Source organism: Chroococcidiopsis sp. CCALA 051 (assembly GCF_003015105.1).
Taxonomy (GTDB): Bacteria; Cyanobacteriota; Cyanobacteriia; order Cyanobacteriales; family Chroococcidiopsidaceae; genus Chroococcidiopsis; species Chroococcidiopsis thermalis.
The window spans coordinates 1-13,695 of record NZ_PYCI01000165.1 but is presented as its reverse complement, the minus strand read 5'-3'; the positions used below and the strand labels follow the sequence as shown (position 1 = coordinate 13,695).

The following is a 13,695-nucleotide window of genomic DNA, read 5'->3' as shown; positions in this document are numbered from 1 at the left end:
GATGTAAGCCGTGAATCTTTTGATAAACCCGCCTCTACGACTCCCGACTCCCGTTCTTCCGCCTTCAACCGATATCCCAATCCATAAACTGTCTCAATCGGGTCTGGCGCTCCGGCTTTTTTAATTTTCTGTCTTAAACTTTTGATATGCGCTCTAACAGTATTTTCCGTAGGGGGTTCGTCAAACGACCACACGCGATCGAGTAGCGCACTTTGGCTAAAGATGCGATGGGTGTTACGTAGTAGTAATTCTAAAATGCCGTACTCTTTTGCCGTCAGATGCAAGAGTTTACCGTCATAGGTGACTTCGCAGCTACTAGGATCGAGCCGTAAGAAACCCCACTCTAGCACCGGAGATGGTGTGGCACTGCTACGCCGTAATAAAGCACGAATGCGAGCTAATAGTTCCTCTATGTCAAACGGTTTGAGCGCGTAGTCATCCGCACCAGCATCTAATCCCCTAACTTTGTCAGTACTGGAATCTTGAGCTGTCAGTAACAAAACCGGAGTGCGATCGCCTTTTGCCCTTAGCTTTTTACAAAAATTAATTCCATCTAGCTTAGGCAGCATCACATCCAATAAAATCAGATCGTACTCGAAACTGTCTACCAGTTCCCATCCTGCTTGACCATCAGTCGCTAGCTCCACCAAATAACGTTGACTGGCAAGCGTTGGCTGGAGCAGTTGAACTATAGTTTCATCATCTTCTACAAGCAGAATTTTCATGATGCGGGAGCGATTGAGCAGTGACCAGTGACCAGTGACCAGTGACCAGTGACCAGTTAACAATCCACTACACCCCACACCCCATTCTTCACTGATAACTGACAACTGACAACAGTATTTCCGCCAGCATAAAGGAAGATTCGATCTCACTTGGTAGATTTGGTGACAGTTCTGAGGGTTTGCGGCGATGGATAATTTTTTACCTATTCACAAAATTTTCACTTATACGCTCTATATTTCAAAATCGTTACAGTTTGTTTATTAGTACTGGGTAATTGGTAATGGGTAATTGGTAATGGGTAATTGTTAATGACTCTTTGCGCTCCTCTACTCTCCCGGTTCCCTCGATTCTCTATCCCGATCCCTCACATCCATCTATGGTAATTCTCACGCCGAACTCAAGTTATAGTCTGACTTTACGCTTGCAAATTCCCAATCGAGCGGGAATGCTGGCAGCTGTGACTCAAGCGATCGCCAACAGTGGTGGTAATTTGGGTCAAATCGATTTAATCGCCCAAACTCGCCAACTCACGACTCGCGATGTGACTGTTGATGCTTCTAGTACAGAACATGCCGAAACGATCGTCCAGGCAGTGAAAGAATTGGCAGATGTCAAGTTGATGAGCGTTTACGATCGCACTTTTAATTTGCATCGTGGTGGCAAAATTACTGTAAACAGCAGAATTCCGCTCAAAAGTCAAGACGATCTGGCAATGGCGTATACGCCTGGAGTCGGTCGAGTCTGTACGGCGATCGCTCAAGATCCAGAACAAGTTTATAATCTCACGATCAAACAAAATACTGTAGCGATCGTCACGGATGGCAGTGCGGTTTTAGGGTTAGGTAATCTTGGAGCAGCCGGAGCATTACCAGTCATGGAAGGCAAAGCCATGCTATTTAAAGAATTTGCCGGAATTGATGCCTTTCCGATCTGTTTAGCGACTCAAGATACAGAAGAGATTATTGCTACAGTCAAAAATATTGCCCCTGTATTTGGGGGAGTCAATTTAGAAGATATTGCGGCTCCACGCTGCTTTGAGATTGAAAAGCGCCTGCGCCAAGAATTAGATATTCCCGTATTTCACGACGATCAAAACGGTACGGCAATTGTCACGCTAGCTGCTTTATTCAACGCGCTCAAAATTGTCAACAAACCGATCGAGCAAATTCGGATTGTCATCAACGGTGCAGGAGCCGCTGGAGTCGCGATCGCCCGCTTACTGCAAAAAGCTGGGGCAACGAATATACTCATGTGTGACTCCAAAGGCATTCTCTCTACTCATCGAACAGACTTGAATCAGGAAAAGCAAGAATTTGCCGTTAGTCAAGCTGGAACTCTTACCGATGCTATGATAAGCAGCGATGTTTTCATTGGCGTGAGCGCCCCTGGTGTAGTCACTCCTGAAATGGTGCGATCGATGGCAAAAGACCCAATCGTGATGGCGATGGCAAATCCCATCCCTGAAATTCAACCGGAACTGGTGATGAATGATGTCGCAATTATGGCAACAGGGCGCAGCGACTATCCAAATCAAATTAATAATGTCTTAGCTTTTCCTGGCGTATTTCGCGGTGCTTTAGACAGTCGTGCCAGCACAATTACAACCACAATGTGTTTAGAAGCAGCCAGCGCGATCGCTTCTTTAATTAAACCCAGCGATTTGCACTCAGAGTATATCATCCCGTCCGTGTTTGACGATCGCGTAGCCACAGCCGTTGCAGCCGCCGTCCAAAGAGCCGCCCGCGAAGAAGGAATTGCGAAACAGTAACTAGATATTAGTGACTAGTGACTGGTGACTAGATAAAAATTCTAGCCACCAGCCACCAGCCACCAGCCACTCACCAACTACCAACTACCAATTACCATTCAAGAATGACATCCACCGTATCTCCAACTAAAGAGGCATCATCACAAACAGATAGCAGTCAAATTTGTTTCTGTATTGCTACAGGTAACGCTTTACGCCAACCGCAGCAATCGCAAGACGATTTACTCCAGTTACAAACATTATTCGAGCAAGCGGCATTTTGGGCGCAAGGACGCAGCTTAGAAGATCTGAGCGTAGCAATTGCCAATAGCGAACCAGTCGTGAGTGTTTGGGATGAAGAACGGCTGATTGGTTTTGCCAGAGCGACTTCTGATGGAATTTATCGCGCTACGATTTGGGATGTGGCGATTCATCCCGATTATCAAGGGCGGGGACTAGGGCGAAAACTAGTGCAAACAGTTTTGAGTCATCCCCGCATGAGTCGAGTCGAACGAGTTTATTTGATGACTACGCATCAGCAACGGTTCTACGAACGAATTGGATTTGAATGCAACAGCAGTACCACAATGGTATTGAAAGATCGGCTTTTCATGAGTTCTTTGGAACAAAATTTTTCGGCGTGAAACTCGGTTCACAAAATCTTCACTCATTTAGCTTATCTTCACTGTTAATCAAACAAAAACCAATAGCAGCTCCCAAGGATTGACTTTTAACTTTTACCTTTTGACTTTTAAAAAGACGTTTTTTAAAGGATGTGAATTATGAATCGCTTCACCTATCAGGTAAATGTTAATACAATGACTGCTCTACTTGTAGATGAACTCAATACGATTCAGGATAGGGAAAATGCTTTAGAGATTGAAGCAAAAAATCTTCAAATCGAGCAATTAAAAATTGACCGAGCCAAACAAGCAGTCAAAGCCGATCGCGATCGCTTACAAGTTCAACGCTGGGAAATTTTGTCTAGATTGCAAGAATTCAGCAACGAACTTTCACTTCGCTAATTATTAATTCTCTTACCACTCACCACTCACTCATAGCGACAAATGACAACCCCAGTTAATCTCAAAGCAAATACCAGCTCCCAACTCAATAACTCCACAGGTCGGGCTAAGCGTGCCGTACTAGCATATTCTGGGGGCGTTGATACTTCGGTATGTATTCCTTACTTGAAGCATGAATGGGGCGTGCAAGAAGTCATTACCCTAGCAGTCGATTTAGGACAAGGCGACGAACTCGAACCAATCCGCCAAAAAGCACTGCAATCGGGCGCAGATGAATCGTTAGTGGCAAACGTACAAGATGTCTTCGTGAGAGAGTATGCCTTCCCAGCGATTCAAGCAAATGCCTTGTATGAAAATCGCTATCCCCTCGCTACAGCTTTAGCACGTCCGTTAATTGCGAAAGTCTTAGTAGAAGTGGCTGAAAAATACGGTGCAGATGCGATCGCCCACGGTTGTACGGGTAAGGGTAACGACCAAGTACGGTTTGATGTCTCGATTGGCGCGCTCAATCCAAATTTAAAAATTCTCGCCCCTGCTAGAGAATGGGGTATGAGTCGGGAAGAAACGATCGCCTATGGCGAAAAATTTGATATTCCCTTTCCCGTGAAAAAATCTTCTCCCTACAGCTTAGATAAAAATTTGTTGGGATTGGCGATCGAAGCTGGAATCTTGGAAGATCCTTGGGCAGAACCGCCAGAAGAAATTTATCAAATGACAAAGGCGATTGCTGACACTCCCAATCAGCCAGAATATGTAGAAATTACCTTTACAGGTGGTGTCCCAGTCGCTTTAAACGGCGAAACCCTAGCGCCAGTCACGCTGATCGATCGACTCAATCAACTGGCTGGTAGCCACGGCGTAGGACGCATTGACATGGTAGAAAACCGCCTAGTGGGAATCAAATCGCGGGAAATCTACGAATCTCCTGCCATGACAGTTTTAATTCAAGCCCACCGCGACCTCGAAAGCCTCACCTTGACTGCTGATGTCACTCGCTACAAGCGGGGAATTGAAGAAACCTACAGCCAACTCGTCTACAACGGACAGTGGTATAGTCCCCTCAAAGCCGCACTCGATGCTTTTATCCAGCAAACTCAAGTGCGAGTTTCCGGTACTGTGCGCGTCCAACTCTTCAAAGGCAACGCCACCATTGTCGGACGTAAATCGGACAACTCCCTCTACAACACCGAACTAGCAACCTACGGAGCCGAAGACCAATTCGACCACAAAGCCGCTGAAGGCTTCATCTACGTCTGGGGGCTACCAACGCGCATTTGGTCGCAACAAACGAGAGGCTAGAAGAGAGCTGAGGGAGCTGAGGGAGCTGAGGGAGAGAATTGACTCACCACGCACCACACCCTACACCCCACACCCCACACCCTCTTTACGACTCCCGACTCCCGACTCCCGACTACTCACTACTCACTTCAAAGGAAAGGACTATGCCAAGGCGCTCTGACATCAAAAAAATCCTACTATTGGGAGCAGGACCGATTGTCATCGGACAAGCGTGCGAATTCGACTACTCGGGTACGCAAGCGTGTAAAGCCTTGCGAGAAGAAGGATACGAAGTGATTTTGGTTAACTCCAATCCTGCCACGATCATGACCGATCCCGAAACCGCGCAGCGCACCTACATCGAACCGCTGACCCCCGAACTGGTCACCCAAGTTATTGAATCAGAGCGTCCCGACGCACTCTTACCTACGATGGGCGGACAAACCGCCCTCAACCTCGCCGTTAGCCTTGCCAAAAACGGCACGTTAGAAAAATACGGCGTACAATTGATTGGCGCTAACCTCGCCGCGATTGAAAAGGCTGAAGACAGACAGCAATTCAACGAAGCGATGGCAAAAATCGGCGTTGCTGTTTGCCCCAGTGGTATTGCTTCCAACTTAGAGGAAGCCAAAAATGTTGCTCAAGAAATTGGTTCGTATCCTCTCATCGTCCGTCCTGCCTTCACGTTAGGTGGTACGGGTGGAGGTATTGCCTACAACCAAGAAGAATTTCTCGAACTCGCCACCTCTGGACTTGATGCTTCCCCTGTCTCGCAAATTTTGATCGACAAGTCCTTAATTGGATGGAAAGAATACGAATTAGAAGTGATGCGCGATTGTGCCGATAATGTCGTCATTATTTGCAGCATCGAAAATATCGATCCGATGGGCATCCACACCGGAGACAGCATTACTGTCGCCCCCGCTCAAACTCTGACTGACAAAGAATACCAACGGCTGCGCGACTACTCGGTACGGATCATCCGCGAAATCGGAGTGGAGACGGGTGGCTCTAACATCCAATTTGCAATTAATCCCACTAACGGCGATGTCGTGGCGATCGAAATGAATCCCCGCGTGTCGCGTTCTTCGGCTTTAGCATCCAAAGCCACCGGATTTGCGATCGCCAAAATTGCTGCTAAACTCGCGATCGGTTACACGCTCGACGAGATTGCCAACGACATCACGAAAAAGACTCCTGCTTCGTTTGAACCAACCATAGACTATGTAGTTACCAAAATTCCCCGCTTCGCCTTTGAAAAATTTCCCGGTTCAGATTCGACGCTCACCACGCAAATGAAATCTGTCGGGGAAGCAATGGCAATCGGGCGCACCTTCAACGAATCTTTCCAAAAAGCCTTACGTTCTTTAGAAACGGGTAGAAGCGGTTGGGGTTGTGACAAGCAAGAAAAACTGCCTTCTCTCGAACAAATTCGCGCCAACTTGCGTACTCCTAACCCAGAACGCATTTTTGCCGTGCGCCAAGCGATGCTTTTGGGCATGGGCAATGAAGAAATTTACGAGCTTACGGGGATCGATCCCTGGTTTTTAGATTCTTTCCAACAACTGCTCGAAACAGAAAAACTGCTCAAACGCACTCCCTTAGAATCGCTGGACGGCAAACAACTATACGCGATTAAACAACAGGGATTTAGCGACAAACAAATTGCCTTTGCCACCAAAACTAGCGAAGATCGAGTACGGCAATATCGCCAAAGCCTCGGTATCGTTCCCGTATACAAAACTGTCGATACTTGTGCTGCTGAGTTTGAAGCCTTAACCCCCTACCACTACTCCAGCTACGACGGCGAAACCGAAGTTCGTCCCTCAGACCGTCCCAAGGTGATGATTTTGGGCGGCGGACCCAACCGGATCGGACAGGGAATTGAATTCGATTACTGCTGCTGTCACGCTGCCTACGCCCTCAAAGGGGCTGGCTACGAGACGATTATGGTGAACTCTAACCCCGAAACCGTCTCCACCGACTACGATACCAGCGATCGCCTTTATTTTGAACCCCTCACGCTCGAAGATGTCATCAACATTATCGAAGTCGAAAAACCGCTCGGCATCATCGTCCAATTTGGCGGACAAACGCCCCTGAAGTTGGCATTACCATTGCAGCAGTATTTGCAGGGAGCAGGGAAGAAGAAAGCTGAGGGAGCTGAGGGAGCAACTACCAACTACCAACTACCAACTACCAAAATTTGGGGAACTTCTCCCGAAGATATAGATACGGCAGAAGATAGGGAAAAGTTTGAAAAGATTCTGCACGCCTTAAATATTGCTCAGCCGCCTAATGGTATTGCTCGCAGCTATGAGGATGCCTTGGTAGTGGCTCAGAAGATCGGTTATCCAGTGGTGGTGCGTCCGAGTTACGTCTTGGGCGGACGAGCGATGGAAATTGTCTATTCTGACACCGAATTAGAGCGTTACATGACCTTTGCGGTGCAGGTAGAGCCGGAGCATCCGATTTTAATCGACAAGTTTTTAGAAAATGCGATCGAAGTTGATGTGGATGCGATCGCCGATACTACAGGTAAAGTTGTCATTGGTGGGGTAATGGAACATATCGAGCAAGCAGGAATTCATTCTGGCGATTCGGCTTGTACTCTACCTGCGATTTCCTTACCAACTCCGGTATTAGAGAAAATTCGCACTCAAACCATACAATTAGCCAAAGCGCTCAAAGTTGTCGGTTTGATGAATATTCAATTTGCTGTAGTGGGAGCGCACACCTATAACCCGCAAGTTTATATCTTAGAAGCAAATCCGCGTGCTTCGCGGACAGTGCCGTTTGTCTCGAAAGCAACCGGAGTCCCACTTGCTAAGTTAGCTTCGTTAGTGATGGCAGGGCAAAACTTAGCACAATTGGGCTTGAGCGAGGAACCGAAGTTAAATCATATTGCGGTTAAGGAAGCGGTATTACCATTTAAGAAGTTTCCTGGTACGGATACGTTACTCGGTCCCGAAATGCGATCGACAGGCGAGGTGATGGGAATCGATCGCGATTTTGGCTTAGCTTATGCTAAAGCTGAATTGGGAGCTGGAGAAGTCCTACCCCTAGAAGGAACGGTATTTGTGACTTGTAACGAGCGCGATAAGCCTCTAGTCGTGCCTGTAGTTAGGGATTTGATTGAATTAGGGTTTGATGTCATTGCCACCGATGGCACTCGTCGAGTGTTGCAAGAACACGGTCTAAAGGTGGGGTTAATTCTAAAGTTGCATGAAGGTAGACCCCACGTCCTCGACGCGATTAAGAATCACAACATTCAGTTGATTATCAATACGCCTTCTGGTGAAGAGGCGCAAACTGATGCTAAATTGATTCGGCGATCGGCGCTCACCTACAAGATTCCCATTATCACGACAATCGCAGGGGCGCGGGCTACAGCGGCGGCGATTCGGGCGCTTAAATCTCAATCTCTTACTGTCAAGGCAATTCAAGACTACACGGCAGAAGCAAATCAAGAACAAACTCAGAACCAGAGGCAAGATGACTCTCTTGTCACCTCTACCTCAGCATAGAGGCACAAACAGCTTTCCTAGCCCCCCTTTTTAAGGGGGGTTGGGGGGATCTCTCTAATTCATACTTCTGGTTCAATCCCCACTGCTCGAAGTTGAGCGGCTAATCTTTCGGCTTTTTCTGTTAGCTGTCGAGTTCTTTCTACTCCCCACAGTAACAATTGCCCGTTTTCATCCCACCATCTCAACCAATAACCTGCCCGATTTTCTCTAGTTCCTTGCCATACTCCCAAAAATAAACCCATTTGAGCAATCCAATAGCGGTTATTTTCATCGGGGGTACGGATTTGATATCGTCCATCCTCTGGCTGATAAACTTCTATCTCTCCTGTATCTGGCTTAAAAATGACATAGTGGGGAACTCGTAGCACTTGTTCGTAAAAAAACCATTTTCCGGGCGGATATGTAGGTTTAATTGAATATTCACCGCCTTCGGTATCTGAAAGGAATTCCATTACAATGACTGGAACTTCCCCTTGGAGTTGAGGAGTGTAACTGCGCTTAACTTCTTCTCTAGGAACTCGTATTGCGGGTATATATGCCCAATCTGGAGCTTTGACGACAAACTTTTGATTTACTGCGGCACAGATACCATAATTAGTGGTAGTTAAAGCATCGGCTGGAATTTTACCAGCTAGTTCTAGACTTTCAGTCAAAGCCGCAGCTAGAGACGGCTGGTTGATGTTATCCACAGGTTCGTCGTCTAAAACAAAGTCATCTGGTAACTTTTCCCAGGTGATTTCATAGTTAGTAATACTGGTTAACATAGCGGCAGAGCGATCGCGTTTCCTTTTGTGGTTCTACTGCGAGAATATAGAGTCATTTTGACTCTACCACTTACAGACAATAATATGTCCAAACTCATCCTCATCCGACACGGACAAAGTATCTGGAATGCTGCCAACAAATTTACAGGTTGGGTAGATGTGCCTTTGAGTAAATTAGGACGCTTAGAGGCAACAAAAGCAGCTTATAAACTAAGAGATTATCGAGTTGATATTTGCTTTACCAGCTTATTAATTCGGGCAATTGAAACTGCGATTATTTGCCTGACGGAATTTGAAGAAATTTGTGCTGGGAAAAATCCCGTACTGAAACACGAAGCCGACGATCCGCACTGGCACGGTTGGGATAAGTATGAAGGTAATTCCAGTTGCGAACTACCCATTATTCCCAGTATGGCACTGGACGAGCGTTTTTATGGGGATTTGCAGGGATTAAATAAAGCGCAGACAGCCGAAAAATACGGTGCGGATGTGGTGCAGGCATGGCGAAGATCTTTTTCCATGCGTCCTCCTGGCGGCGAGAGTCTAGAAGATACAATGCAGCGCACTCTTCCTTTTTTCCACAGCCGCATTCTTACCCAGTTAAAACAAGGAGATAATGTTTTAGTTGCAGCCCACGGCAATTCTCTTCGCTCTATTATTATGCAACTCGATCGCCTCAGTCCCGAACTAATTCCGAATCTAGAACTCGCTACAGGTGTACCAATTATTTATGATGTGGATAACACCGGACAGGCAACAAATAAAATTATTTTAATTTAAATTTTTGATTTTTAACTTTTGGCTTTTGACTTCTCTCACTAACCACCACTGACGGGAGGAATTAACACAACCTCATCCCCGTCTTGCAGGAGAGTATCGGGTTCGACGAATTGCAAATTTACGCCAAAGCGAGTCACGTCGCGCCACTGCGAGAGTTGTGGATGTTCGGAGATCAGGCGATCGCGTACTGCTGCAACTGGTGTATTCTGAGGAAATTCTAGTGCCAGTTCCGATTTGCCGTATGCTTCTTGATAGGCGGCGAAAAGTTTAATTGTGACTTTGAGGGTGTTAGTCATATTAGATTATGTCACGCAAAGACGCAAAGGCGCAAAGCGTTCTCGTAGGGCGAAGCCCTTCTCGAAGAGTAGAGTAGGCGCAAAAGAGAGAGTAGCCATTAGTTATTTGCTAACAGCTAATGGCTAATTACTAACTACTACGGACGTTCTTCGACTACGTGATCGATTAGACCGTATGCTTTGGCTTCCTCTGCTGACATGAAGAAGTCACGATCCATGTCTTTTTCAATCTTTTCTAAAGGTTGACCTGTATTGTTAGCATAAATCTGGTTTAATTGACCGCGAATTCGCAAGATTTCCCGCGCTTCAATCTCAATATCTGATGCTTGTCCGCGAGTCCCGCCTGATGGTTGATGGATCATAATCCGCGAGTGAGGTAAGGCGAGACGCTTACCTTTTGTCCCCGCCGCAAGTAGGAAAGAACCCATTGATGCAGCTAAACCGACGCAAATTGTAATCACATCAGATTTGATGTGTTGCATCGTGTCATAAATTGCCATTCCAGATGTCACCATTCCACCAGGAGAATTGATGTACAAGGAAATGTCTTTACCGGGATCTTCTGAATCCAAGTAAAGCATAACCGCGATAATTTGGTTGGCAATTTCATCGTCTACATCGCGTCCCAAGAAAATGATCCGTTCTCTGTAGAGGCGATTGTAAATATCAATCCACTGAGTGTATTGTTCCCCTGGCATCCGATAGGGAACCTTTGGTACACCGATAGGCATATGGGCTACTCCGTTGTTGATTGTTGGTTGTTGGTTATTGGTTATTTGCTGACCATTGACAAATGACAAATGACAAGCTAGATGACTCCAGCTGGTAGGGGAGGATTGGCTAAGTCTTGTTTCTCCAAGACGCGATCGATCAGACCGTATTCTTTCGCCTGCTGAGGAGTTAAGTAAAATAGCCGATCCATATCTTTGCCAATTTTTTCAATCGGCTGTCCGGTCGTTTTTGCCAAAATATCTAACAGTGTTGCTTTATTTGCCAACACTTCCTTCGCCCGAATTTGAATATCTGTAGCTTGTCCTTGGGCGTAGCTTTTGGGTTGGTGCAAAATAATGTTGGCATTGGGCAGACTAGCACGACAACCTGGAGTTCCAGCAGAAAGCAGCATTGCTGCCATTCCCATCGCCGATCCGATACAAATGGTGTGAACCGGAGGTTTGATGTATCTCAGCGTGTCGTAAATGGCAAAGGCTTCAGTTTCAAAGCCGATGGGTTCGCCATTGTAGCTAGAAGTGCCTGTAGAGTTGATGTAGATTTTGATCGGCTTGTCTGGATCGTCAGATTGCAAATAGAGTAATTCGGCAATAATTAACTCGGTAACGGCGGGTACGAGGGGCATACCAAGATAGACAATCCGCTCTTTGAGTAGTAAAGAGGGTAAGTCTGGCGGTGGCGTGCGGTAGAAGTTATCGCCATAGTAGGGGGCTTGAACGGCTTTAATCGGTGAAACCATAGCAAATCCAGACGGTTACAATAATGCGATAATGACATTATCTGATAGTGTAATCCTAGCTTGAGGATGAGTTGAAAAGGGGTACGGATTCCTCACCCGGAAATTTAAGGTATGGATTTGAGGCTGCGATCGCATCCGAGACAGAAGCACATAGGATATTCTGTAATTGACAATAGAGATGGACTTAACATAACTTTTCCGTAGCAACAGTATGGGGCTGTGGAGCAGTTGATATCACATCTGGTTAGATAGGACGAAAGGTATGAAGGTTAGCTTGCAGCCTACCCTGAACGATGTCAATTTAGACGCACATCAAGCTACAAGTCAGCGACAATTGGCGGTGTCAATTTCTGCGATCGCAAATAATTCACAGCGGCAAGTTCCGCTTAATCTTTGCTTAATTCTCGACCAAAGTGGTTCGATGAAGGGACAACCGATTGAAACGGTGAAACAAGCAGCACAAACATTAGTCGATCGCCTCCAGCCAGACGATCGCCTTTCGATTGTCGTTTTCGATCACCGCGCCAAGGTAATCGTTCCCAATCAAACGGTTAACAACCCTGACTATATTAAACGGCAAATCGACCGTTTATATGCTGAAGGTGGCACGGCGATCGATGAAGGGCTGAAATTGGGAATTGAAGAACTAGGGAAAGGCAAAAAAGAAGCAATTTCCCAAGCATTTTTACTCACGGATGGAGAAAACGAACACGGCGACAACGATCGCTGTCTGAAATTGGCACAACTGGCAGCTAGCTACAACTTAACCCTCAACACTTTAGGCTTTGGCGATTATTGGAACCAAGATATTTTAGAAAAAATTGCCGATGCGGGCGGTGGCGGTTTATCTTACATCCAACACCCAGAGCAAATTCTAGAGGAGTTCGGACGGCTATTCGATCGCATTCAAGCCGTGGAATTGACAAATGCTTACCTGCTGCTATCTTTCATTCCTAAAGTGCGACTTGCAGAACTTAAGCCGATTGCCCAAGTTGCGCCAGATGCAATTGAATTACCCATACAACAAGATACCTACGGACGTTACACCGTACGCCTGGGAGACTTAATGAAAGACTCCGAACGGGTGGTGTTGGCGAATATGTATATCAGTCAGTTACCGGAAGGCAAACACACGATTGCTAGCGTCCAAATCTGCTATGACGATCCGGCGGTTGACCAAACTAATTTGCTCTCTGACAATATTCCGGTAGAAATTAACGTGGTACGGGATTATAAACCTGTAAACAATCCGCAAGTACAGCAATATGTTTTAGCATTGGCGAAGTACCGTCAAACACAGCTAGCCGAACTGAAATTGCAACAAGGCGATCGCGCTGGCGCGGCGACAATGTTACAAACTGCGGCTAAAACTGCCTTGCAAATGGGCGATCGCAGTGCGGCTACCGTGTTACAAGATAATGCCACGCGCTTGCAGTCAGGGGAAGAACTTTCAGAAAGCGATCGCAAGAAAACTCGCATCGTGTCAAAAACAGTGTTGCAGGATCAAGAAGGATGAACTATGCAGCTTGATGAATAGTCGGTTGTGGTAGTGGTTCGCCTGTTGCTTCATAAGCCATTATCAGGGATTCTAAGGCTTCTCTACCATTTGCTACAGCTGACTCATATGTAGCTCCATGAGTCCGCCAAGTCTGCCCGGGAAAATCAGGAAAACCTACCAAAAAGCAGTTATCTTCATTCGACCATTGAATCACCATCTTATACTTCATTTCACTCATCTTCGTGCGATTCCTGTTGTCTAGTTTCTATTTCTTGAATAGCTTGCTGAATTTCTTTTTCTTGGTATGGTTTAGCATCTGCTCCGTCATTGCCGGAAATAGTTAATTTTCCCGAATATAAAGGATGTATCCAGTTTGTATGGCTTCCTTTGCCTGGAAGTTCTGTAAAACCTGCTCGGCGTAGCGTTTGTTTCAGCTCCCTAATTTTTCTTGGCATTATTTTAAGTATACTCTCAGGAAGCAATTATAGGCTTTTTCAATTCAATGAAATACAAGATATGTAGGGGCGCACAGCTGTGCGCCCCTACGAATGTATCGCATCATAACGAGAATCGCTATATTATAAAA

Annotated in this window: 14 protein-coding genes; 7 read left to right on the top strand and 7 right to left on the bottom strand. The window is 46.2% G+C overall.

The genetic code is table 11. The annotated features are described in order from the left end of the window. Positions 1 to 725: response regulator transcription factor (locus tag C7Y66_RS26985; protein ID WP_199197666.1), on the bottom strand; the 725-nt coding region annotated here is incomplete at its 3' end. Between the two features lie 377 nt (positions 726 to 1,102). Between C7Y66_RS26985 and C7Y66_RS26980 the strand changes: the two genes are divergently transcribed. The 5 genes from C7Y66_RS26980 (at position 1,103) to carB (ending at position 8,303) form a co-directional block, all read left to right on the top strand. Further along, complete coding sequence (locus tag C7Y66_RS26980) at positions 1,103 to 2,494, top strand: malic enzyme-like NAD(P)-binding protein (protein WP_015154714.1); 1,392 nt, start codon at positions 1,103 to 1,105, stop codon at positions 2,492 to 2,494. Positions 2,495 to 2,598: 104 nt separating this feature from the next. Then, a complete protein-coding gene (locus C7Y66_RS26975) occupies positions 2,599 to 3,117 on the top strand; it encodes a GNAT family N-acetyltransferase (protein WP_199197665.1) in 519 nt (172 codons plus the stop codon). Positions 3,118 to 3,255: 138 nt separating this feature from the next. Beyond that, entirely contained in the window at positions 3,256 to 3,498 is a 243-nt protein-coding gene (locus C7Y66_RS26970; RefSeq protein WP_015154716.1) for a hypothetical protein, read from the top strand. Between the two features lie 42 nt (positions 3,499 to 3,540). After that, entirely contained in the window at positions 3,541 to 4,797 is a 1,257-nt protein-coding gene (locus tag C7Y66_RS26965) for an argininosuccinate synthase (protein WP_106547954.1), read from the top strand. Positions 4,798 to 4,940: 143 nt separating this feature from the next. Further along, on the top strand, positions 4,941 to 8,303 hold the full coding sequence (carB, locus tag C7Y66_RS26960; protein ID WP_106547953.1) for a carbamoyl-phosphate synthase large subunit: 3,363 nt from the start codon (positions 4,941 to 4,943) through the stop codon (positions 8,301 to 8,303). Between the two features lie 59 nt (positions 8,304 to 8,362). On the opposite strand, the gene C7Y66_RS26955 is transcribed toward carB, so the two are convergent. After that, a complete protein-coding gene (locus C7Y66_RS26955; protein WP_106547952.1) occupies positions 8,363 to 9,067 on the bottom strand; it encodes a Uma2 family endonuclease in 705 nt (234 codons plus the stop codon). Between the two features lie 84 nt (positions 9,068 to 9,151). On the opposite strand from C7Y66_RS26955, the gene C7Y66_RS26950 reads away from it, so the two are divergent. Beyond that, positions 9,152 to 9,847, top strand: coding sequence for a 2,3-bisphosphoglycerate-dependent phosphoglycerate mutase (locus C7Y66_RS26950; RefSeq protein ID WP_106547951.1), 696 nt, complete (start codon positions 9,152 to 9,154; stop codon positions 9,845 to 9,847). Positions 9,848 to 9,885: 38 nt separating this feature from the next. Here C7Y66_RS26950 and C7Y66_RS26945 read toward each other — a convergent pair whose 3' ends face one another. From C7Y66_RS26945 to C7Y66_RS26935, 3 genes are all read right to left on the bottom strand, one after another. Next, positions 9,886 to 10,143, bottom strand: a complete 258-nt coding sequence (locus C7Y66_RS26945) for a MoaD/ThiS family protein (RefSeq protein ID WP_106547950.1) — start codon at positions 10,141 to 10,143, stop codon at positions 9,886 to 9,888. A gap of 137 nt (positions 10,144 to 10,280) precedes the next feature. After that, positions 10,281 to 10,874 carry an ATP-dependent Clp protease proteolytic subunit gene (locus C7Y66_RS26940; RefSeq protein WP_015154722.1) on the bottom strand — a complete coding sequence of 198 codons (594 nt, stop codon included), beginning with the start codon at positions 10,872 to 10,874 and terminating at the stop codon, positions 10,281 to 10,283. 77 nt (positions 10,875 to 10,951) lie between these two features. Beyond that, on the bottom strand, positions 10,952 to 11,611 hold the full coding sequence (locus C7Y66_RS26935) for an ATP-dependent Clp protease proteolytic subunit (RefSeq protein ID WP_015154723.1): 660 nt from the start codon (positions 11,609 to 11,611) through the stop codon (positions 10,952 to 10,954). Between the two features lie 262 nt (positions 11,612 to 11,873). On the opposite strand from C7Y66_RS26935, the gene C7Y66_RS26930 reads away from it, so the two are divergent. After that, positions 11,874 to 13,127: a VWA domain-containing protein gene (locus C7Y66_RS26930; protein WP_106547949.1), complete on the top strand. Its 1,254-nt coding sequence runs from the start codon at positions 11,874 to 11,876 to the stop codon at positions 13,125 to 13,127. A 1-nt stretch (position 13,128) separates the two neighbouring features. Here the strand turns inward: C7Y66_RS26930 and C7Y66_RS26925 are convergent, their stop codons facing one another. Both C7Y66_RS26925 and C7Y66_RS26920 read right to left on the bottom strand, forming a co-directional pair. After that, positions 13,129 to 13,347: a type II toxin-antitoxin system HicB family antitoxin gene (locus C7Y66_RS26925; protein ID WP_015154725.1), complete on the bottom strand. Its 219-nt coding sequence runs from the start codon at positions 13,345 to 13,347 to the stop codon at positions 13,129 to 13,131. Beyond that, entirely contained in the window at positions 13,340 to 13,564 is a 225-nt protein-coding gene (locus tag C7Y66_RS26920) for a type II toxin-antitoxin system HicA family toxin (protein ID WP_106547948.1), read from the bottom strand. Before C7Y66_RS26920 ends, C7Y66_RS26925 begins: the two co-directional genes overlap by 8 nt. Positions 13,565 to 13,695: the final 131 nt, after the last annotated feature.